The sequence below is a fragment of the Streptomyces sp. Q2 genome, assembly GCF_056820935.1.
Map to the genome: position 1 here is coordinate 1 of NZ_JBXEJE010000045.1, position 21399 is coordinate 21399.

General features: G+C 68.1%; 21 protein-coding genes. 12 read left to right on the forward strand and 9 right to left on the reverse strand.

Annotated features, from left to right (window positions below; genetic code table 11):
* Positions 1-119 precede the first annotated feature (119 nt).
* The 3 genes from ACWBNA_RS38025 to ACWBNA_RS38035 form a co-directional block, all read right to left on the reverse strand.
* Entirely contained in the window at positions 120-1724 is a 1605-nt protein-coding gene (locus ACWBNA_RS38025; protein WP_482709106.1) for a solute symporter family protein, read from the reverse strand.
* Positions 1721-2410: a DUF485 domain-containing protein gene (locus ACWBNA_RS38030; protein ID WP_482709107.1), complete on the reverse strand. Its 690-nt coding sequence runs from the start codon at positions 2408-2410 to the stop codon at positions 1721-1723. Before ACWBNA_RS38030 ends, ACWBNA_RS38025 begins: the two co-directional genes overlap by 4 nt.
* Positions 2411-3542: 1132 nt before the next feature.
* Positions 3543-4196: a TetR/AcrR family transcriptional regulator gene (locus ACWBNA_RS38035; RefSeq protein ID WP_352378982.1), complete on the reverse strand. Its 654-nt coding sequence runs from the start codon at positions 4194-4196 to the stop codon at positions 3543-3545.
* A gap of 146 nt (positions 4197-4342) precedes the next feature.
* Here ACWBNA_RS38035 and ACWBNA_RS38040 point away from each other — a divergent pair, with 146 nt between their 5' ends.
* The 4 genes from ACWBNA_RS38040 (at position 4343) to ACWBNA_RS38055 (ending at position 7660) form a co-directional block, all read left to right on the forward strand.
* Positions 4343-4765 (forward strand): YybH family protein, encoded by a 423-nt coding sequence (locus ACWBNA_RS38040; RefSeq protein WP_385296972.1) that lies wholly within the window; start codon positions 4343-4345, stop codon positions 4763-4765.
* Between the two features lie 108 nt (positions 4766-4873).
* Entirely contained in the window at positions 4874-6874 is a 2001-nt protein-coding gene (locus ACWBNA_RS38045) for an alpha/beta hydrolase (RefSeq protein WP_482709108.1), read from the forward strand.
* Positions 6875-6890: 16 nt separating this feature from the next.
* Entirely contained in the window at positions 6891-7049 is a 159-nt protein-coding gene (locus ACWBNA_RS38050; protein ID WP_482709109.1) for a hypothetical protein, read from the forward strand.
* 272 nt (positions 7050-7321) lie between these two features.
* Positions 7322-7660 carry a hypothetical protein gene (locus tag ACWBNA_RS38055; RefSeq protein WP_482709110.1) on the forward strand — a complete coding sequence of 113 codons (339 nt, stop codon included), beginning with the start codon at positions 7322-7324 and terminating at the stop codon, positions 7658-7660.
* Positions 7661-8363: 703 nt separating this feature from the next.
* Here ACWBNA_RS38055 and ACWBNA_RS38060 read toward each other — a convergent pair.
* Together ACWBNA_RS38060 and ACWBNA_RS38065 are read right to left on the reverse strand one after the other, a co-directional pair.
* Entirely contained in the window at positions 8364-8858 is a 495-nt protein-coding gene (locus ACWBNA_RS38060; protein ID WP_482709111.1) for a hypothetical protein, read from the reverse strand.
* A gap of 219 nt (positions 8859-9077) precedes the next feature.
* Positions 9078-9263 carry a hypothetical protein gene (locus ACWBNA_RS38065; protein ID WP_482709112.1) on the reverse strand — a complete coding sequence of 62 codons (186 nt, stop codon included), beginning with the start codon at positions 9261-9263 and terminating at the stop codon, positions 9078-9080.
* A gap of 344 nt (positions 9264-9607) precedes the next feature.
* Here ACWBNA_RS38065 and ACWBNA_RS38070 point away from each other — a divergent pair, with 344 nt between their 5' ends.
* The gene (locus tag ACWBNA_RS38070; RefSeq protein WP_482709113.1) at positions 9608-11368 is read left to right on the forward strand and encodes a S8 family peptidase; all 1761 of its coding nucleotides are present in this window, start codon (positions 9608-9610) and stop codon (positions 11366-11368) included.
* A gap of 619 nt (positions 11369-11987) precedes the next feature.
* On the opposite strand, the gene ACWBNA_RS38075 is transcribed toward ACWBNA_RS38070, so the two are convergent.
* Positions 11988-12383, reverse strand: a complete 396-nt coding sequence (locus ACWBNA_RS38075; protein WP_482709114.1) for a hypothetical protein — start codon at positions 12381-12383, stop codon at positions 11988-11990.
* Positions 12384-13058: 675 nt separating this feature from the next.
* Between ACWBNA_RS38075 and ACWBNA_RS38080 the strand changes: the two genes are divergently transcribed.
* Together ACWBNA_RS38080 and ACWBNA_RS38085 are read left to right on the forward strand one after the other, a co-directional pair.
* Positions 13059-13247, forward strand: a complete 189-nt coding sequence (locus ACWBNA_RS38080; protein ID WP_482709115.1) for a hypothetical protein — start codon at positions 13059-13061, stop codon at positions 13245-13247.
* Positions 13248-13268: 21 nt separating this feature from the next.
* Positions 13269-13556, forward strand: a complete 288-nt coding sequence (locus tag ACWBNA_RS38085) for a hypothetical protein (RefSeq protein ID WP_482709116.1) — start codon at positions 13269-13271, stop codon at positions 13554-13556.
* 134 nt (positions 13557-13690) lie between these two features.
* Here ACWBNA_RS38085 and ACWBNA_RS38090 read toward each other — a convergent pair whose 3' ends face one another.
* Positions 13691-13984, reverse strand: a complete 294-nt coding sequence (locus ACWBNA_RS38090; protein ID WP_482709117.1) for a hypothetical protein — start codon at positions 13982-13984, stop codon at positions 13691-13693.
* Between the two features lie 205 nt (positions 13985-14189).
* Here ACWBNA_RS38090 and ACWBNA_RS38095 point away from each other — a divergent pair, with 205 nt between their 5' ends.
* From ACWBNA_RS38095 to ACWBNA_RS38105, 3 genes are all read left to right on the forward strand, one after another.
* Positions 14190-14882, forward strand: coding sequence for an ISAs1 family transposase (locus ACWBNA_RS38095; RefSeq protein ID WP_482709118.1), 693 nt, complete (start codon positions 14190-14192; stop codon positions 14880-14882).
* Positions 14883-15148: 266 nt separating this feature from the next.
* On the forward strand, positions 15149-15760 hold the full coding sequence (locus ACWBNA_RS38100) for a hypothetical protein (RefSeq protein WP_482709119.1): 612 nt from the start codon (positions 15149-15151) through the stop codon (positions 15758-15760).
* A 90-nt stretch (positions 15761-15850) separates the two neighbouring features.
* Complete coding sequence (locus ACWBNA_RS38105) at positions 15851-16318, forward strand: DUF6000 family protein (protein WP_482709120.1); 468 nt, start codon at positions 15851-15853, stop codon at positions 16316-16318.
* A gap of 530 nt (positions 16319-16848) precedes the next feature.
* On the opposite strand, the gene ACWBNA_RS38110 is transcribed toward ACWBNA_RS38105, so the two are convergent.
* Together ACWBNA_RS38110 and ACWBNA_RS38115 are read right to left on the reverse strand one after the other, a co-directional pair.
* Positions 16849-17313: a hypothetical protein gene (locus tag ACWBNA_RS38110; protein WP_482709121.1), complete on the reverse strand. Its 465-nt coding sequence runs from the start codon at positions 17311-17313 to the stop codon at positions 16849-16851.
* A 247-nt stretch (positions 17314-17560) separates the two neighbouring features.
* Positions 17561-18823, reverse strand: a complete 1263-nt coding sequence (locus ACWBNA_RS38115) for a DUF418 domain-containing protein (RefSeq protein WP_482709122.1) — start codon at positions 18821-18823, stop codon at positions 17561-17563.
* A 316-nt stretch (positions 18824-19139) separates the two neighbouring features.
* Here ACWBNA_RS38115 and ACWBNA_RS38120 point away from each other — a divergent pair, with 316 nt between their 5' ends.
* Entirely contained in the window at positions 19140-20945 is a 1806-nt protein-coding gene (locus tag ACWBNA_RS38120; RefSeq protein ID WP_482709123.1) for an ABC transporter ATP-binding protein, read from the forward strand.
* Positions 20946-21139: 194 nt separating this feature from the next.
* The gene (locus tag ACWBNA_RS38125) at positions 21140-21337 is read left to right on the forward strand and encodes a hypothetical protein (RefSeq protein WP_482709124.1); all 198 of its coding nucleotides are present in this window, start codon (positions 21140-21142) and stop codon (positions 21335-21337) included.
* Positions 21338-21399: the final 62 nt, after the last annotated feature.

The following is a 21399-nucleotide window of genomic DNA, read 5'->3' on the forward strand; positions in this document are numbered from 1 at the left end:
CCGAGGCGGCCCCGCAGCCCGGCAGCGGCTCGCGGTCGTACATCGCGGGAACATGGAGTCCGGGGATCCCGCGGCACCGACCCGGGGAACCGGGCCGGTCCATGGGCCAGTGCACCGGGTCAGCCGTCGTGACGGCCGGTGCCTGTTCCGGTGAGGACGCGGATTTCGGTTTCCGTGTAATCCGCCCCGCCTCTCTGGCGTCGGTCGAGTACCGAGCCGGCCCAGGCGAGCAGGAATCCCACGGGAATGGAGATGAGACCGGGGTTTCTCAAGGGGAACACCGCGAAGTCCATGTCAGGCAGGAGTGCCGTCGGGTTCCCCGAGACCGCCGGGGAGAGCGTCGTCAGCAATAGGGCGACAAGTAGGCCTCCATACATGCTCCAGATCGCTCCCTTGGTGGTGAAGCCCCTCCACCACAGGTTGAACAGCAGCGCGGGCAGGATCGCGGAGGCCGCGATGGCGAAGGCGAGGCTGACGAGGAAGGCGATGTTGAGATGCTGGGCGAGCATCGACAAGGCGATCGCCGCCACACCGATGAGCCCGACGCCCAGCCGTGCCACGAGGAGTTCACTCTTATCGGACACGCTGCCCCGCATGATCGTCGCACCGTAGACGTCGTGGGCCAGGGCCGCCGCCGCGGTGAGCGTAAGAGCGGCGACCACGGCCACGATCGTGACGAACGCGACGCAGGCGACCATGGTGAGCAGGAAGGACCCGCCCAAGCGCTCGGCCAGCAGGAGTACGGCCGTGTTGCCGGAGGCAGCATCCTCCTTGATGGTCGGCGAGCCGATCAGTGCCGCGGAGCCCAGGCCTGTCACCACCTCGAACAGGGTGAAGACGATGACCAGGCAGGCCGCCCACCCGGCCGACTTGCGGGCTCTGCGTCCGCTGGAGACCGTTCCGATACGCATCAGGACGTGCGGCAGGGCGGCCGCTCCCAGCACGAACGCCAGTTGCAGGCTGATCGAGTCGATCTTGCTGGTGTGGTCGTGGAAGCGGATGCCGGGTTCCAGGAAGGAGTTGCCGAAGCCGCTCTCAAGGATGGCGGCGTCCAGCAGGCGTGCCGGGCTCCAGCCGAACTCCGCCAGAACCGCCAGCACGACGAACAGACCTGTGGCGAGAAGGACTACCGCTTTGATGCCCTGGACCAGGGTCGCGGCGCGCATGCCGCCGATGACGACGTAGAGGACCATCAGAAGACCGAGGCTGGCGACTACGATCCGCTGGGCGCCGTCTCCGTCGATGCCCAGGACTGTCGCCGCGAGCGCTCCGGCACCGACGAGCTGCGCGGTCAGGTACAGCAGGCAGACGACCACGCTTGTGATGCCTGCCGCCAGGTGTGCGGGTCGGGCCTGCAGCCGCAGGGCCAGGGAGTCGCCGATGGTGAACTGTGAAGTGCTGTGATACGGCTCGGCGACCACCAGTACCAGTGCGGACCAGGCGACCATCGGCGCCAGCACGTAGGCGATCCCGTCGTAGCCGGTGAGTGCGATCAGACCGGGATTGCCCAGCATGCCTGCCGCGGACATGTAACTGCCGAAGATGGCCAGCCCGTTGACGACCGACGGCAGTCGCCGCTGACCGAGGTAGAACCCGCTCAGTTCGTCCTTCTCGGGGAGGATCGACCCGATCGAAAGGAGCAGTGTGCAGACGACACAGAGGCCGAAGACGGCGAGTAGCGGGAAGGCTCCGCCGGAACCGGAAAGTGCGAGGACGGAGTTCACCGGTGGCTCTCCAGGTCCGGGAGGGAGGCACGGTGACGCTTGACGAGGGGTTCCAGGGAGCGTCCCGCATACCGTGAGTACCAAAGGACCGCCCAGCCGGTGAGCGCCACCTGCGCAAGGACCAGGGTGAGCCCGATGTTGAGCGGTCCAGCCCAGGCGACCGCCATCACACCGGGTGCCTCGTTGGCCAGGATGACGCCGACCATCTGGGCGGCGACTACCAGGGCGGCAACCCGGGCCGGGCGGCGGCGTGCGGAACGCAGTTCACGCAGCGCGGTGCTCTGCCTGGCGCCGGGGTGGGACTCCGGGTTCGCTTGATGGGGCGGGGACCCGGTGGGCATGCGCGGGGGCATCTGGGAGGAGACCGTTACCGGCTCTTCCCAGGCCGCCCATGCCGGAGCCGCGGCGGCGACGGGCCGGGCGTCGTGCAGGGCCAGGTGCCGGGCCATGTTGAGGGCCCAGGATCTTCGTCTCGCCCGGACGTCGTATCCGGAGGTATCGGCCCCTTGCAGGGACTGCCGGTACAGCTCCCGGAGGTCGGCCGGCGGGCCGAAGCCCGCATGGGCATGGGAGATGGCCCGCCGCAGCTCTACGGCGGAGTAGTGGTCTTCGTGGTCGAGAGCACTGAGATAGAGCGCGGCAGCCGCGGGAGGGTCTTGATCAGGAAAGAGATCGCGGGAATCCATAGGTCGTCCTCGGTACGAAGTGGCGCGGAGGTGGAGAGCACGTCGTACGAAGGCTTGTGGCCGTACGGCTTCTCTCGGCCCGCATAGGAGGGGCGACGTCAGTGACGAAGACAGTCGGCAAGGACTGAGACCGAAACGGGCCGGGCATGCCCCGAAACCATGCGTCGGTTCGCCGGCCGAGCCGTCCCGGGCCATTCCGGCGTCCTTGCTTCATCGGCCCCCACCGTGCCGCAGTGATCATTGGGCCCACAAGGTCGCGAGCGGCAACGATTCGAGGTACTTGCGTGCATTGCGTTCAGCGGTTCCGCCAGCCTGGCCACCTCAGGGGCCGGCGACTCCTGCACAGGCGGCGATGCGGCACCAGCGGCCGGGAGGCCGGCCACTGAGTGGACCCGATGCCACGCACCTCGATGCCGTGGTGCGCAACGACGATGCCCGGCCACTCCACCGCTCACCGGCACCGCCTCGGCCGTCCGGGTAAGCGCCCTGCGCGAGGTGGCCGCAGCGCGCGGCACCCACCTGCCGGGCACACCAGGACAGGTGTATGACACCCCCGCCCTCACTGAGGACAACGAGCTCACCCTCGCCCTGAAGACACTGCGCTGGAAGCTGATCTCCCCGGCCGCCTGCCGCGTGACGACAGAGATCATGCCAGTCCGGTTCGTGATCGCACGCCGACGCCGAAGCTCTGCCGCGTGCGGGCTTGGGCCAGGCTGCCATTGATGAGTAACATCGCGGCCGCGTGAACGGGCTCTGTCGCTGATCTTGTGATGCTGTGCGGCTGGACTGGGCAGCCGCAGGGTGTGCGGTGCCGGGGTTTGGTGCAGTTGGTTCCCCATCAGTCAGGTGTGGTGGGGGAGTCGATCTCGCGGGACGAAGGTGTGGTCACGTCTTGCACGCGGGCCTGGGCCGACCTGGCGAGGTGCCCGCGGTGCAGTTCGCTGTCGTGGCGCGTGCACGGCCGGTACGAGCGGCACCTGGCGGACGCGCCATCGGATCCACGCCGGTCGCGATCCGGCTGGTCGTGCAGGTTCAAGTGCCTCAGTCCCGACTGCCCGACGGTGACATTCGCCGAACAGCGCATGAAACTCGGTGTCCATTCCCGAGGTTGAGCCTCATTTCGAGCTGCCCCCTAACGCGCCACCAGGGGCAGGCCGGCTGCAGTGGCCGCCACCATACGCTTCAGTGTCGGGCGGAACGGCGGGAACGCCCCCGCAATCTCCGGCTCGCGCGCATACAGTTCACGCAGCGCCTCGGGCGGGCGGGTGATGGGAAACAGCTTCGCCACGAAAGCGCTGGCCGTCATCACCAGCGCGGCGCCGTCGGCAGGGGCCAGTTCGGGGCAGGCGACGGAGATGCGCTGGCCGATCGCCCAGTAGGTGTCGATGGCCCACCTCTTGAAGACCTTCAGTACCTCCACGGACACGTTGTGCTCGAGCATCGTCTCCGCATACGTGGTCAGATCGCAGTAGAGCGGCCGGTCCACGAAGGCGTCCGCGAGAACGCCCGCCGTTGCCTCGGTCCCGCTCACTTCCTGCAACCGGGCATCTACCTCGCTCGCCCATTCAGAGCCTGCGCTCATCATCAGGTGCAGGTAGATCTCCTCGCGCGTGCCGAAGTAGCGCAACACGTTGGACTTGGCGAGTCCGACCGCGGTGGCGATGTCCTGCAGGCTGACCCTGGCCACGCCGGAGCGCTCGGCGAGCTCCCGAGCGGCGGTGAGGATGGCCTCACGGCGCTGGTCCTTCTGATCAGGGCGTCGAGCCCGCTGGAATGGCGCTGACATGAGCGTTCATCCTAGTCCAGAGCTATCAGAACATCCGTCTCTTGTTAAGGAACTGGCGTTCTGTTAATGTCCCGGCATCCGCCCACCCCATCGCGCTCTGGGAGTGAACGACCATCTCCGCCACCTCGACCGACCTCGGTCAGACCATTGACGACTTTGTTGCCGCCTTCAACGAGCCGAGTCCCGATCTCGGCAAGGTCATGTCCTTCTTCGCCGACGACGCCGTGTACCTGCCCGGCCACCTGCCGGAGCGACGTGGCATCGCGGCGATCCGCAAAGAGTTCGAGCCGCACTTCGCCGGGCGCTACGGCGCCATGCACTTCGCCGTGTACGACAAGATCGTCGACGAGCCGAACCGCCGCGCCACGATCCGCTGGGCCTGCCGGCTCGACATGCGCGGAGAGTTTGGCCGTCGTGTGCCGCTGCCACTGCGTCTGTTCGCCCGTGCACGCTACGGCGGCCGCATGCAATGGCACGGCGTGGATGTGTTCCACTTCGACACCGCAGGACGTATCAGCGGCAAGTTCACCTACGCCATGTTCCGGCTGCCGCTGTGGGAGCGAGGCTGACATGGCTCCCCGACGACCCGAACAACCCGAGACGACCCCACGCAACGATGCCCGTCACGCCGCCCCACGGGGAAAGATCGTGCTCACGCGCATTTATACGGAAACGAAATGATACTTCTCAAGTCCTGGCGGCCTCTGCTCGCCTTCGTGGTCACCGGCGGGCTCCTGGCGTCGCTCTGTTACTTGGCACTGCGGCAAGAACATCTCCTGGCCGTACCCGAGGGGGCCGTCTCCGGGTCGCTCACCATGCGGCCCTGCGATTACGGCACCGAAGCCGGAACCGTCGCCGCTGACTGCGGCACACTCGCCGTTCCGGAGAACAGGCGTGACCCCAAGTCGGAGCTGATAGCACTTCCGGTCACCCGCATCCGGGCCACTTCCGCTAACCCCGCGGAGCCGATCTTCCGACTGGGCGGCGGCCCCGGAAGAACGAATATGGACTTCCCGCAGGCAAGCCGGCTTACCGGCAGACACGATGTGGTCCTGGTCGGCTACCGGGGCATCGATGGATCGCGCCGTCTGGACTGCCCCGAGGTGACCGCGGTCATGCAGTCCGCCGACGGAATCGCAGGAGCCAAGACACTGCCTGCCACGACCAAAGCGTTCGAACTGTGTGCGGACCGCCTCACCGACGAAGGGATCGATGTCACCGGCTACTCCGCTCTCCAGCGGGTGGAAGACCTGGAAGCGGCCCGCACCGCCCTGGGGTACTCACAGATCAACCTGCTCAGCTCCAGCGCCGGAACACGCACCGCCATGATCTACTCCTGGCGGCACCCGAAGGTGCTGCACCGCTCCGCCATGGTCTCGGTCAACACTCCCGGCCACTTCTTCTGGGACCCGCGCATCACCGATGCGCAGTTCGCCCAGTACACACGGCTGTGCGACGACGACGACACCTGCGCCGCGCGTACACCCGACCTCGCCGAATCGATCCGGAAGACCGCCGGCGAGATCCCCGAACGCTGGGGGCCCTTCCGCATCAAGGACACCAACATCCGGGTCCTGAGCCAGTACGCCATGCACCACAACGGCCCGGCCTCGGCACCGAACAACGCTCCGACCGTCATCGACGCCTACCTCAGCCGGGACACCGGCGCCTTGTGGGCCATGTCTGTCCTCGGCGACCTCACACTGCCCAATTCCATCGTCTGGGGCGAGTTCGCTTCCTTCGCCATGATCGATGGACCAGCAGCACAGCGCTACTACGACAGCGGTGGCGATCCGGGCTCGATCCTGGGCAACGCCTCGACCGACTTCCTGTGGGCCGGCGAGTCCGGTCTGTCCACGGTGTGGCCGGACAGCCCCGACAACGCCAAGTACCGTGAGATGCGGCCCAGCAACGTCGAAACCCTCCTCGTCAGCGGCGAGGTCGACTTCTCCACCCCGGCGCAACTGGCTACCGCCGAACTGCTGCCCGCCCTGTCCCGGGGACAGCAGGTGATCCTTCCCGGATTGGGCCACACCGCCGACTTCTGGGAGCACCGTCCCGAGGCCGGCAAGCGTCTACTGACCACCTTCTTCGACACCGGCAAGGTGGACAGGTCCCAGCTCGACAAGCGACCCGTCGACTTCGAAGCCGTTCCGTGGAGCATGTCCACGATGGCCAAGCTGCTGATCGCAGTCACCCTGGCTGGCGCAATCCTTGGCCTCGCTCTGCTCGCCGTGATCGCACGCTGGTCGCGCAGGCCCGGTGGCATCGGCCCCCGCGCGAGCGTCTGGGTACGGACCGTGACCGTGCTCCCGCTCGGCCTTGGCGGGTGGCTGCTGGGAGTTCTGCTGATCTGGACGGTAGGCCCCGACGACTTCGTGGCCAGCGCGAGCGTGATCGTGCCCGGGACGGGCCTGATGGTAGGCCTCGGCGCCTACCTGGCCTGGACCCGTGAGGAGCGCTCATCCCAGATCCGGCGCGCTGGACTGGTCGCCGCGATCTGTGGAGCGTTCCTCGGGGCATGGCTCGGCTGTTACGCGCTTGCCGGCCTCCTGGCGCCTGCTGCAGCCATAGTCGGTGCGGGCGCGGCAGCGAATCTTGGACTGCTGTGTGTCGAGCACTTCCGTAGAGGGCCGGACCACCTTCGTCACACATCGGCGGCCCTCAATAACTCTTGAGTCCCCAGGACCACCTATGCGGGCGGGCGTCGCGCTGACCTGCGGTGCCAGGCTCACCAAGCGGCCTGCCGTACGCTCCGAACACTGCGCGACCATCGTCGTCGCCGTCCAGGACCTGGCCGATGGTGGCGCCGTACTGGTTGTAGACGTGTGGGCGGCAGCGGTCTCGGCGTAGTCGCGCTGCTCGGCCTCGGTGTAGGTGTCGAGTTCGCTGACCATCGCGAACAGGCGGGCCAGAGGGGAGGCGTCGTCCAGCACGGGAACGACGGCCGCTGCGAGGTGTCGGTCACAAGGCCTGCCTGGTGCGTGAGGGATCGGGCCGGTGGGCAGACCGACCACCAGGCCGCGGGGAAGGCGGCACCGTCGGAGGCAGAGATCGCCGACGGTGCCAGCCCTCGGCGGGGCTGGGGTTCGTGCCTGGGCCATGTTGCCCAGTACCACTTGGTGATGGCCGGGATGCTGACGTTGGTTTGGGTTGTTCTGCCGCTGGAGATGGCCTGGTCCGGTCTGGTGGCGGGCCTGGCCGTGTCGGCTGTAACTCACGCCTTCCTCGATCGGCGTTGGCCGGTCCGCTGGCTCCTGGAGCACGTCGGCTCGAAGGGGTTCGCCGAACTGAAGGCGGCCGGGATGAACGGCATGTATCTCACTGACCTTCTCTGCACCGACAGCGAGATCGAGGCCGTCATCGAAGCGCCGGCCGAAGACCTCATCACGTTCCGACAAGTCCTCACCCAGGTGCTCGGCTACGGACGTGCGGACGCCGTACCCACGCGTGTAGGCATCTGATCGGCCTCTCCTTGAGGCTCGGAAGCGCCCTGCCCAACGAGCCAGAGATGATGCAGTTGACACCCCAGCATCTCGCGGCTGGGCGGCCGCGCAGCCACACACTTGACCTTCACCACCCGCCTCCGCTTTCTATGTGTATCGCCAGCCACACGAGCGGTGCCGCTGCCAGAACGATCAGCACCAGACAACACGGTACCTGGGACGGCCCCTTGAGTGGCTCGGCTGCTACCTGCGCGGCCACTCGGCGCACGTCGTCGGCGTTATACCGCACCCTGTGGGCGTACCCCGTAGTGGTCGGCCAGCTATCCGTTGCTATCCGCACCCCATGGGCCACCGCATTCACATGCACCGAGTGAGTACGGACGCCCGGCCACAAGTAGCTCACCTCGCGAGCCGTCAGCATGACCTTCTCTTCGTGCGCCATATTCCGCCCTTCCCCCCCGGCAGCCGGTGGCACGCCATCATGAACTGTCCCACAGTCAGGCGCAGTTCGTTTCCCTATCGATCCTCGGCGTTCCGACGCGGCGATCCGCTTCCCGGGCCCCGAACGCCTGGCGCGAGCGGGCTGGCCCTCGTCATCGAGAACGGGCGGTCGGGGTCTGACCGCCGCCCTGCCCCGAATCACGGCGCCGGGGCGTGAGCACCGTCAGTGCAGTCAACAAGCCTTCTCTGCACCAACTCGGGAGGTCCTGCGCATCAGCGGTTAGTCCTGCATGAGCCGGAGTCGGCCGCGGGAGCGTTCGTCTGCAAGCCACTCATCGGCCTCATGGTCGGCGATAAGTGCGGTCAGTCCCAATCGCAGCTTGGGTTCCAGGCGACGGCAGGTGGCTGTGAAGGTCCGCGGGCCGTCGGAGCTGGCCAGCAGGGTCAGGAGCTGGAGAACCTGGCCGCTGTGGTCGCGGGGGATGGCCAGGAGGTCGGGGGCAGCCAGGACGGTGCCGCTGACAAGATCCTCGCTGGGGAATCGCTCCATAGCGCCGTAGACAGCTTCGTGGGCTCCGTAACCCTCCTCGGCGCGGAGCGACGCGATGAGCGTATGCACCGCTGCGGGACCCTCGGTGCCGTCAATCATGTCCGCCCGCTCGACGTAACGGTCGTATCGTCGTCCGGCTTCGTCTTCGGGGACGGAGGTGTCGCCGTCCTGAACGAGGTCACTGGTGAAGAGCAGTTCCCGCCGCCATGCATCGAAATCGCTCATCCCACTCCCACGGCGTGCACCGCCACTCCGGCCACACCCACATGCCGTGGTGTGGCCGGTCCGGTAACCGTGCAACCCACTGCGCACGGCCCGCAGACCCACCGCATCCTCTCGCGCAGTTCCCGTCGGGCGCAGGATTCTCGCAAACTGCACGCCGACTGAGCGACGGCTGAGGGCGGGTGCTCCGAAACCTGGTGCGGGTTATCACGGTGGGGCCCGTCATCGCGTTCCGCCGCGGCGGCGTGCGCCATCGCGGAAGACGAGCGCGGTCTCGGTCATGGTCAGAGTGTGGCCGGCCTTCAGCCGCACGGCGGTCGGATCGAACACGGTCCTGGAGAGCCGGTGCCCGCGCATCTCGGGCCACTCGAAGGCGAGTTGCACGCCGTACGAGGTCGGGAACCACACCCGGGTCCGTCCGGCCTGCGGCAGGGTGATGCGGTCGACCAGCTCCTCAACGGGCAGCCGGCCAGCCGCCGCCGGGTCTGCCCGATCCGCACAGAGGGAGCGATCACCCGGTGCATCTGCTCGGTGGTGGCCATCCGGTACTGCGCCAGCACCCCCACCGGGGCTTTTCAGCCATGCCCTACAACGTCGCGGCACGGAAAGGTACTTCCGTGCAGGAGGACCCATCTGACATCTTGCATCCACCACTCGTTTCGTACGGCCCGGCCGGTGCCCTCAGCACGGCCGGGCCGTCTCCGGAGGACGCATTGATACCCCACATATCCAGCCGACCTAGACGCACGCTGGTGCTGGCGGCCACGCTCGGCGCCGCCCTCGCGTTCGGCGCCCCGGTCGCCCTCGCGGGCACGCTCCCCGTTGCCCCCTCCACCGCGCCGGCCGCCAAGGCCCACGCTCCGGCCGCCGTGCCGGCTTCCCAGCGTGCGACCTGGGTGGCCGGCACGCGTGCCTACCTCGTGATCACCGCCCCCGGTGACAGTTCGGCGGTCCGCTCCGCGATCGCGGCAGGCGGCGGCACCGTCTTCTCGAACTTCGACGCCATCGGCGTGATCGTCGCCCACTCGGCGTCCAGCGGATTCGCCGCCACCATGCGCGGCGTCGCCGGCGTGCAGCAGGTCGGCGCCACGCGCACCTCGGACGTCCCGGCCGACGCCTACAACCCGGCGCTCCCGGCCAATCCGGCTCAGGCCTCGACCCCGGCCGGAGAACCGGTCCGGGCCGACATGAGCCAGATCAAGGCCGACCAGGCCTGGGCCGTGAACCCGGGCTCCGCTTCAGTCAAGGTCGGCATCCTGGACACCGGTGTGGACGACCAGCACCAGGACCTGGCGCCCAACTTCAACGCGGCCGACTCGGTCTCCTGCGCCTACGGCAAGCCCGACACCCGTGCCGGCGCCTGGCGGGACGTCGACACGCACGGCACCCACGTAGCGGGCACCATCGCCGCGGCCAAGAACGGCAAGGGCGTCGTCGGCGTGGCCCCCGGGGTGACGATCTCCGCGGTCCGGGTCGCCGAGCCGGGCAACTCCTTCTTCTTCGCCGAGAACACCATCTGTGGCTTCGTCTGGGCCGGTGACCACGGCTTCAAGGTCACCAATAACAGCTATTACACGGACCCCTGGCAGTTCAACTGCCCGGACAACATCGACCAGGCCGCCATCATCGAGGGCGTCAAGCGCGCCCAGGAGTACGCCGAGGGCAAGGGCTCCCTCCAGATCGCCGCCGCGGGCAACGAGAACTACGACCTCGCCCACAAGACGACCGACTCCGCGAGCCCGAACGACTCGACGCCGGTCACCCGCACTATCACCAACGCCTGCCTCGACATCCCGACCGAGCTGCCGGGCGTGGTCACGGTCGCGGCCAACGGCACGGGCGTCACCAAGGCCTCGTTCTCCAACTACGGGCAGGGCGTCATCGACGTCGCGGCGCCGGGCAGCAACGTGTACTCCACAGTCCCCGGCGGCGGCTACGGCAGCAAGAGCGGCACCTCGATGGCCACCCCGCACGTGGTCGGCGTGGCGGCACTCATCGCCAGCGCCAACCCGGGCATCACCCCGGCGCAGATCCGCGCCAAGCTGGCCGCCCAGGCCAACGACATCGCCTGCCCCTCGGACAGCCGCTGCACGGGCACGACGGCCAACAACTCGTTCTTCGGCGAGGGACAGGCCGACGCCCTCAAGGCCGTCGGGACCACCCCGCCGCCCGGCAAGTACTTCGAGAACCTCGCGGACTTCGCCATCAACGACAACGCCACCGTGGAGAGCCCGATCGCCGTCACCGGCGTGACCGGCAACGCCCCGGCCACCCTCAAGGTAGGTGTGGACATCAAGCACACCTACATCGGTGACCTGAAGGTCGACCTGGTAGCGCCGGACGGCACCGTCTACACGCTGCACAACCACGCCGGCGGCAGCGCCGACAACATCGCACAGACCTACACCGTGAACGCCTCCTCGGAGGTCGCGAGCGGCACCTGGAAGCTGCGCGTCAACGACAACGCCGCCTCCGACACAGGCAAGATCGACGCCTGGAACCTGACCTTCTAGCGCAGGGCCCGGCAACGTCCGCGTACAGCACGCACTGCGCCGGCGACAGCTGTCCGCCCGCAGCTGCGGACAAGGCGGGCTGCGGTCTGTACGGCCAGGGCTGCGAACTGCTGGGCGGCAGAGGGCAGATGGGCCTCGGCGGCGGTGTACGCCGCGGTCGGGGCCACCATGCCGGAGGCGTCCAGGAAGGCCGCGGACGGCCTTGGCCGGTGTCCAGCTCACCGTGGACCTCCCTGAGGAGCTGCAGGGCCGTGTCCGCGCTGACCGTACGGGCAGTGGGGCCGCGGCTGCGCGCGCCGCGGCCCCGAGGAGTGCCGATCGGACAACCCCCGCAGGCGCGGGGACGACACTTGGTGACCTGCGGCGATGCTAGCAAAGGTGCTTGTTTTCCTTGTGCGGTTGGGCAGTTGGGTCATTGTCGCCGGGGGCGTTGTCAGTGGTGCCGTCTAGGGTGCGCCTCAGCTCAGGACGGGCTGTTGGAGGGTGGGGCGGTGGAGGACGAGCGGTCGGTCGTCGAGGTGATGCGGTCCATGGGTGTGTCCGACGAGGTCATCGGGCGGGGCGCGGGGAGCAGTCACGCGCCCTGGTGCGCCTTCCATCGTGCGCGCGGCATCCGGCCCTACCCGACGGGGCGACCACCTTGCGCATGGACGCTTGCGATGGCCGCAGCCAAGTATGCGGCGTAGGTCTCACGCTGGTTCCAAGTGAACAGGACCGTAAGGGAGTTGTTCGCGATGGCCTTTTCGGCCTCTGCGGTGGCGATGACGAGTCGTCCCCGATCCTGCTCCGTGGCGAGCTGTACGTAACCGTTGACGAGACGGGTGGGCTCCTTGGAGAGAACTTTGATGACCTTGCGGAGGGGAGTGACTGAGTCCCTGGCGCCGGTCATCTTCCCCATGAGCTTGCGCTTGATCTCGACCTGCTCTGCGTAGAGGGTCACGGTCGCGACGTACCCCTTGAAGATCTGCGGAGCGGGCTGGGGGGCCGGTTCGCCCTTGGAGAGGTTGTGTGCCATCAGGCCAGTGTTGCGGCTGAGAGAAGGCATCGGAGATGGAGAACGGCCTCCTGCGCGGTCGCGTGGACCGTGAACGAGGCCGACTGCTCACGCTGCCAGCAGGGCCTGCCAACGGCTCTGGGGCGTCAGCGGACTCCGGCATCGTGCCTCCGGCGCCACGCGTTGTGTGCGCACCACGCGTACCTCCCAGCGCTGAAGGAGCAGGGCTTCGAAGCGGCTCCCACCCAGTCGACCTATCCACGGCCATGTGACGGTAGGTGTCGGGCGAGACCTCGTGCGCTCCATGGCGCCGGTTGAAGGTTCTTGGTGGCGCCGGGCCCGGAGGCGTTTCGCCTGCCCGCCTGAGTTCCGATTTGGTGGGTTCTAGATGCCCGCGCCATGTAGGGGTGCTTGCGATATGCCGTCTCCGCCAGGCGTGGTCGTAGGTTGTCGTTCCCGTGCTCAAGCCTCTGGACATCGTGACGGCTGCGTCGGCATTGAACTGCCGGGCTCACCGGCCCGCTTGAGGGCAAGATCGCGCCAGCCTCAGGCAAGATCAGGCCCCCCAGGCTCGTGAGGGCAGTACTCGGAATCCGCAGCACATGATCACGGAATGAGCCGGGCAGCAACTTGCTGGAGATTGAGGGGGATCCAATGCCGGCACCGGAGCACGAACTGCGGGAGACGCACCGCAGCATGACCACAGACCTGGCAAACCAGCAGGCCCGCGTCAAGGGACTCGACCCCGGCACCGAAGAGTACGACGACCATTACATCGCGCTCGTCGAGCGCGCGGAGGAGCTGCTGACGTTCGAGCAGGCACTGCCGGTCCGGCTCGCGGAGCCGCAGCGGCTGCGCAGCGTAGCCATCGTGCGATGGGCGTGACGGTTCCAGACGGCCGTCGCCGTGGGGCTCATCGTCGCCGCTCTCTTCCTCGGCCACACCGGGTGGTGGCTGGTGCTGCTCATACCCCACCTTGTGGCGACGCTGATGGGCTGGTCGATCACCGTGGCTGCTAAGCGTCACCGGCAGCAACGCGCCATCGCGCTGGCACTGCAAGCCGAAGGAGCTCTGGTCATCCTCGTCGTGTTCGGAGTGCTCTCCCCCTGGTGGATCATCGCCGTCCTTGCCGGCTGGATCGGTATTGGAGCGTTCTCAGAAGACGGGCCCGCGGGCCAGGGGGTGAAGGCGTAATGGACGAACTGGACCGCGGACTGCGTGACACCGACCGGCGGGTGCGCGATCTGGACAGTCGGTTCGACGATCTCGAGACCGAACACCAGACTCTGAGCCGGAGGTTCGGTTACACCGAGGACCTGGACTACGAGCTACGCGCCATCCGCGATGAGATCTCCGAGCATGACAACAAGATCGATACAGTTGAGGAGGATCTCGGCGACCGCATCGGCGAGACGGAGCAAGCCATCAATCGACTCACTCAGCACGTGCAGCTGCTCGACGGGCAGATGAAGATCTCTCAAGGCGTTCCTCAGGCGGACCTGGAAACCGTCACCAAAGACCAACGAGCCCTCGCACGCACCATGGTCCAGGGCTGGAGTGCCCGAAGCCTGCTCCTCGGCGACCACGCGGGTGTCACCCACCAGGTGCGAGTGCGGCACCATCGGGAGACCGAAGCCAAGCATCGGGAGGTGCGGGCCGCGGTCGTCGAAGCCGTCGGCGCGTTCACCACCAGTCGCTACGGCACCTCCGGCCACTCCGAGGCAACGACGCGGCTTCGCACCGCTATCGCTGACGAAAGGAGACTGCGTCAGGACCTCACCCGGCAGGAACGCGGCGCCAAGGAGTCCGCGAGGGCCCTGGCTGACGATGCTGCGACTCGCGCCAACCAGCAGCCGGCGATGTCCGCAGGCGACCGGGCCGAGAAATGTCTCACGCTGGCCCTCCGCAGCCGTCTGGCCGACGCCATCAAGAGCCGGTCACTGCTGCCGGCCTGGTTTGTCACCGTTCTCGGAACAGCGCCTCCCGCCAGAGGCACGGAGCAGTGGCTGGAGACGGCCACCGGCGTCCTGCTCTACCGCCTCACCTACGAAGTCACCGATCAAATCGTCGCACTCGGCCCGCAGCCGCGAACAGGGCCACGGCCGACGCGAGATCCGCCGGCTCAAGGTCTGCACGGTCCAGCCCGGTCTCCTCTTCCCGCACGCCGTGCAGGCCATCGAGATCAAGCGACGCCGCACCAGCCGCACGACGAACAAGACCACCATCAAGACGACCTACGCGGTCACCAGCCTCGCCCCCGAACAGGCCACCCCGGAACGGATCGCCGAACTGATCCGCGGACACTGGCAGGTCGAGGCACTGCACCACGTGAGAGACGTGACCTTCGCCGAGGACGCCTCCCGCGTCCGCATCGGCACCGCGCCCCGCGCGATGGCAACCCTCCGCAACCTCGCCATCGGCCTCATCCGCCAGCCCGGCTGGACGAACATCGCAGCCGCGACCGACCACTACCGATCACGAACCGACCACGTCCTCCAACTACTCGATCTCGAAGCCTGAGAACCCATCAACTTGCTCCTCGACCCTGCCGGCATCGCTCAGCTCCAACACTGCGACGAGCACGAGATCGCTGCCCTGAGTGGTGCGGAATGCTGGCCTCCCGTCTCCTGTGGGCTTAACCTGCGGCCATGTGGGGGCAGGGATCTTCATGGAACAAGAACAAGGCGTCTCTCGCAGTCCAACGTCGTCGGCTCGACCGGCACCTGCGTCGTTCGCGGCGAAAGTTGCCTCCCTCCCCGACGGAGCCTTGGTCTGCCCGTCGCCGCATGCGGCTGGGGCTAGGGATCGTGGGCGCGGCCTGGGCGACGGTCGTCCTCGCGGATGCGGGACTGATCCGAACCCATGTGTTGAAGGAGACGGACACCGGGATCGCCACCGGGGCCGGATTCGTCGCTGGAGTGCTGGCATGCATGATCTGGTTCGGAGATGCGGGCACGCCGCACGTCTCCACCGTCGAGGGGAGACGGCTCGTGTCTGCCCGCACGCTCACCGGCGTCCGCACGATTGAGCTGGACGCTCTGGTCAGTGTCCGCCGGTTCGCTGCGATGGGCCGATACGGCGGCACAATCGATGAGTTGCGCCTGCGGGACCGGCACGGGCTGCGCTTGACGATCAGCCGTGACACGCGGGCGGAGGACTCGATACGCCGCGCCGTCGTGAGGGCGGATGCCCAACCGTCCGGCGCATCGGTCAAGGTGACCAGGCATGCCCGTAGCCGCCTGGGCCTGGACCCGCGATCACCCGTTCCCCGCTTCGTGCACTTGTTCTTCGGTGTGTGGGTCATGCTTGCGGCGCTCCTGCTGCCCGCGCTGGGCAGCTACACCGTCGCCTGTTTCTTGGCGGGAACCAGCGCGTGGGTTTCGACATCAGGTCATTGACCGCAACCGACACCGAATGTCACCCGCCTCGACCCGAGCATGCGCCCACGAAGCTCCATCTCAGCACGTGAGAACGCGTCACCCCTGGGCATGCTGCTCGACCGAGGATGGCGCGAGAGCTTAACCGCAGCCTGGCTTATCGCTGTTGCCAACAGGACCGAGTTCCGGGAACGTCTCGGCGATCTCCTGCTCGCCAGTAAAGGGCCCTACGCGGGGCAGGCGTACTGTGTCGCCCTGGCCACCTTCGGCACCTCTGCGGACGCCGAGCTTCTGGTCGCTTACCTCGACCACTACCTGCCGCGCCCTGACCTCGACTACGACCAGACAGCCGCCCTTGGCGCGCTTTTGTTGCTCGACGTCAAGCTGGGTACCGACCACGCAGCCCGGTTCCTCGCCCCGGACGGGCTCTGGCAGCGGTGGATCGACGGGCCGCCCAGCAAGGACCGCGATGCCCCCGACAACTGCCGAGAGTTCATCGGCCAGCTCTGCGCTTTCGCTGATGAAAGTGCCAGGCACTGTCCGACACGCTGGCACGGTGTGAGCCCTCACGGAAGGTAGCAACCACCTAATAGCCGAGCTGCCCAGATGGAGAATTGGACACGTTGGTCACCGCATAGCGCTCTCAGCTTGGGAAGCTGCGATCACTTGTGGCTCGTTCGGGCGCTGACCTGGCCGAACGGCTGAGGACCGACCTCGTCGGGCTCGGCGGCTTTGACCGTGGTTCCCCGCTGCTCCCCGCTCGATCTGGTGCGCTTGTGGTGCGGCCGTGGTGCGCACATCAGGGCGGCACTTCTGATCTGCAGCTCTATGTGGATCGGTTTGGGGGCGTACCAGTCGCTGTGAAGGCGCCGAAGGGCGCTGCTGGACGGTAACGGTTGCTGGTGTTGCTGTACTTCCGTGCCGTACGGGCGCGGCAGCTACCCCGCGCGTTCAAGGGTCAAGTCACTGCGGATGGACTCGGCTCGCGCTTCGGCACCGTCCAGGAGCATGCGGTGCTGCTGCGGAGTTTCCGTAGCAGCCGCCAGCCCTTCAGAAGTGGCACTGGGGTTCCGGCTCACCTGGTGGCCGTGCCGTGTCTCCTCGGCCGGTCAGAGCTTGAACACGCCTCGGTAGGTCCATCCGGAGCCGAGGACCGCTTGTCGCAGGGGGTCTGTCATTTCCCGCGTGTCGAAGCGAAAGGTCTCGACCTTGCGCCGACTGCCGTCGGGATCCTGTCTGGTCTCCCAGTGCCGGTACACCGCGGGCGCGTGCCCACGTCCGTACTGTGCTTCGGCGTTGCCAGAGGAACGGTTCTCCCACCGCTCGTCGAGGAAACGTACCTCGCGCTTCTCAGGGATCAGGCGCATCCGGGTCTTTAGGGTGACACCCACCCTCGGGATCTTGCACTCCGCGACGAGGTCGGCCTTCTCGGCTGGGAGAGCGTTGCGCACGCGGTATGGCACGTCCGGTCCATTGAGTGCGAGCAGCGCGGCCTGAATCTCCCCGCTTTGCAGCGGTGCGACACCGCTGTCGGGGCGCTGAGTGCCGGTCAGTTTGTCCCAAAGACGGCCCATCTCTAGACCCCCTCCCCAGTGTCCGGGCGAACTGTGCGGACGAAGTCTTGAAAGTCTCCCAGGACGGGGTCGTGCTGGGCCGCGGTGGCGGTCAGAGACAGCCGGATCGCCGCGCGCCTGTGTGATGTTCGGAGGCTGCTCCAGGACCACCTGTCCGGATGGGCGTTGGGGCAGCAGCGGCAGATGCTGGGTCCATGAGCGGCCCAGGCCGGGGTGGAGTGTGGAAGTTCACACCCCGGCCCGGGTCTCATCGCAGGTGCTTCGCAGGCTTGGTGGCGGCGTTGAGCAGGTACTCCAGGGGGCCGCGGCGGAAGAAGCGGGACCAGATCGCGGCGAACAGGATGGCTCCGAGGACGTACATGATCAGGGGCAGCCAGGACTGCTGGGTGCCGGTTCCGGCGGGCGTGGACAGCGCGGTCTGTGCGAGGAAGTGGCCGACGTAGGCGGTCAGGGACATGGTGCCCACGGCGATGACCGGCTTGGCCAGGCGGCGCAGTCGCGGCAGGCGGTCCATCGCCACCGTCGCGCCCACGATCACGAGGATCGCGATGCCGACGCTGCCGATGATGTCGAACGTGGTTCCGCTGTGCGGCCCGGCCTTCAGGAGAAACGACGCGGACATGTCGGGGAACGACCCTGCATCAGTGGGCATCGACCCGCTGCCGGTGGGCATCGAACCGGAGCCGCCGGACGACGGCCCGTCTTCCGCGAGGCTCCGCAACGCGCCCTTGCCGGCGAACAGCAGGGACATGCCGTAGGCGGCCGCGGTGAGGGTGGCGCCGAGCGCGGCCAGGCGCTTCAGGATGGTGCCGCAGGAGAGGTCGAGGCGGCCCAGTGCCATGCCCGCGATGACGAACGACATCCAGGTGAGCGCCGGGTAGAAGCCGGTGAGCAGCAGATCGAGGACGCCGACCTCGCTGAGGTGACGGAGCGGGTCGTAGGTGTTGATGCTCTGCTGGACCGACGGGGTCAGCAGCGAGGTGAGGACGAACGCCAGCTGCGGTGTGACGAGGGCGAACGCGGCCGCGATGATCGCGAGGGTCCTGGCGCTCAGTCGCACCAGGGGCAGGGCGAGGAGGAAGTAGACGCCGTAGAAGCCGAGGATGATCACGCCCCCGTACTCCATCGCCATCACGGTGCCCAGCGCCAGCAGGATCACGGCACGGATCGCAATGCGGGCCCTTGCCTGCCGGCCCGCCTGGCCGGTCTTGGGCTCGCGGCGGCCGGCGAGCAGCATCAGGGAGAACCCGGCGAGGGTGGCGAACAGGACCGACGAGTGACCGTCCGATATGTATCGGATCCAGCTGCCGACGCCAGTCGTGGCGGAAAGCGGGGGGCCGATGTGCACGACGTACATGCCGAACACCGCCAGCGCGCGGGCCAGGTCCACCCCGACGAGGCGTCCCATCGAGGGACCGGGCGAGGCCGGGGACTCGGAGGAGGTCTGGGGCGGCGGAGGCGAGTTCTCCTGCGGAGCTGATGTCTCCTGCGGCGGCTGTGTCTGTGTCATGAGGCGAATCTCGCGTGGGAGTCCGGGGGCGGACCATCCGGCAGTCTTCGGGTCTCCCCCGCCGATCGGCGGGTACCGCCCTGCCGACAGGCGGAGTCTCGTCCTGACCGGTCGGTCCGGTGCGACCGACGGGCGGTGTTGTTCGGCCACTTGGCGGGGGTGGACCCGACGGTTGCCGGATGGGCCCGTGGCGGCCGGGCTTGAAGACTGGAGGCATGACAGACCGCGCCGACACAAGGAGCGCGAGGACTGTCCCGGCACTTCGGGCCCGCATACCGGGTTGTGACGCCGCGACACCGCAGAAGAAGGGAACTTCGTGAACACCGCATCCGCTCCGACGACGGATGAGCCGTCCCCGACGGATGAGCCGTCCCTGTCCGCCCGGGAGACGATCAAGGCACTGGGCGCGTATGTGCGGCCGCACCGGTGGGCGGTCGCCCTTGGTCTGTTGTGCGCCCTGGTCGGGGCCGCCGGGGGGCTGCTGCAGCCGCTGGCCACGAAGGCGCTGGTGGACCGGCTGGCCTCCGGTGAGACCATCGCCGGGATCCTGATCGCGCTCACCGTCCTGGTGGTGCTGGGCACGGCGGTCGAGGCGTTCGGCGCGTACGTGCTGGAGCGGACGGCGGAGTCGGTGGTCCTGGCCGCGCGGCGCACCCTTGTGGGGCGGCTGTTGCGGTTGCGGATCTCGGAGTGGGAGCGGATCCCGCCGGGTGATCTGATGTCCCGGGTCACTTCGGACACCACGCTGCTGCGGGCGGTCAGCACCCAGGCGGTCGTCTCCGCGGCCACCGGCGCGGTGGCCTTCGTCGCGGCGGTCGTGGTGATGGCGTTCCTGGACGTCGTGCTGCTGGGTGTGACGCTCGGTGTGGTCGTGCTGGTCGGCGGGGCCGCCGCGCTGGTGATGCCACAGATCGCGCGGGCCACCGAGCGGTCGCAGGAGGCGGTCGGGGAGATCTCCGTCGGATTGGAGCGGTCTCTCGGGGCGTTTCGCACGGTGAAGGCGTCCGGTGCCGAGGAGCGGGAGACCGCTCGGGTGGTGGCGGCGGCGCGGCGGGCGTGGCGGCACGGTGTGAAGAGCGCGAAGTGGGAGGCCGTGGCGGGCTCGGCCGACGAACTCGCCGTACAGCTGGCCTTCCTCGCGGTGCTCGCGGTCGGCGGGGCGCGGGTGGCGTCCGGGGAGATCCCCGTGTCCACCCTCATCGCCTTCCTGCTGTACCTCTTCTATCTGATCGAGCCGGTGTCCAAGCTGGTCGACGCCGTGACCTCCTATCAGGAGGGGGCGGCCGCGGCCTCCCGCATCGCGGCCGTGGAACGCCTCTCGACGGAATCGCCCGCTCGGCAGGCGGACGCCCTGCCCCGGCAGGGGACAGCCGCGCCGGGTCCGGCGTCGGTCCGTTTCGAGGACGTGTCCTTCCGCTACCGTCCGGGCCTGCCGTACGTCCATCAGCGGGTGCGTTTCGAGGTGCCGGGTGCCGGGATGACGGCCTTCGTGGGCCCCTCGGGTGCGGGCAAGTCGACTATCTTCGCGCTCATCGAGCGGTTCCACGAGGCCACCGGTGGCCGGGTTCTGGTCGACGGCAAGGACGTACGGCACTGGCCGCTGTCCCAACTGCGGTCCACCATCGGATACGTCGAGCAGGACGCCCCGGTGCTGGCCGGCACGCTCCGCGAGAACCTCGTCTTTGCCGCGCCCGATGCGACGGACGACGCCCTCCGCGATGTACTGGCCCGCACGAAGCTCGACACCCTCGTCGAGCGTCTGCCCCACGGCCTGGACACCCCGGTCGGCCACCGCGGCTCGAAGCTGTCGGGCGGTGAGCGGCAGCGCATCGCCATCGCCCGCGCCGTACTGCGCAAGCCCCGCCTGCTGCTGTTGGACGAGGCGACCTCGCAACTCGACGCCGTCAACGAGCTCGCGCTGCGGGACGTCATCGCGGACGTGGCCCGCGAGACCACCGTGCTGGTGGTGGCCCACCGCCTGTCGACCGTGACAGGCGCCGACCGGATCGTCGTCATGGGCGCCGGCCGGGTCCGGGCCGTGGGCACCCATGAGGAGCTGGTGGACCAGGACCGGCTGTACGCGCGGCTGGCGGCCACCCAGTTCCTGGCCCCCGCGCGATGACCCACCACACGCAAGGTTGTCCGGTCGTCCACCGTCCCAGTCCCGGCCGGACAACCCCACGCACCGACACCCACGGAAACCAAGACCGCGAAAGGCCGCCTATGCGCACCGAGTCCGCCATCCGTTGCAGACGTGGGCTAGGGGACTGGCCGGCCCAGCCGACTGCGCTGTTCGGCGGCGTGTACGGGCTCCTGGTGCCGAGTTCGGCCGTTGCCGCGCTCACGCAGTTCGGCGAGGCGACTCGGGCGGCGCGCATGGACGACGCCGTGTGGGTCCTGTTCACCGCCCTTGCCCCGGCCCTGGCTCATGGATACGCCCACCAGATCGCTCACCGCGACGCTCAGGGCCATCCCGGCATACGGGGAGTGGTGCGCGCAGTCCTCGCCGAATGACCGCTGGTAGTGGCGGCGTTGCCCACCACACTGCTGCTGTGGGGGGGGGGGGGGGGGGGGGC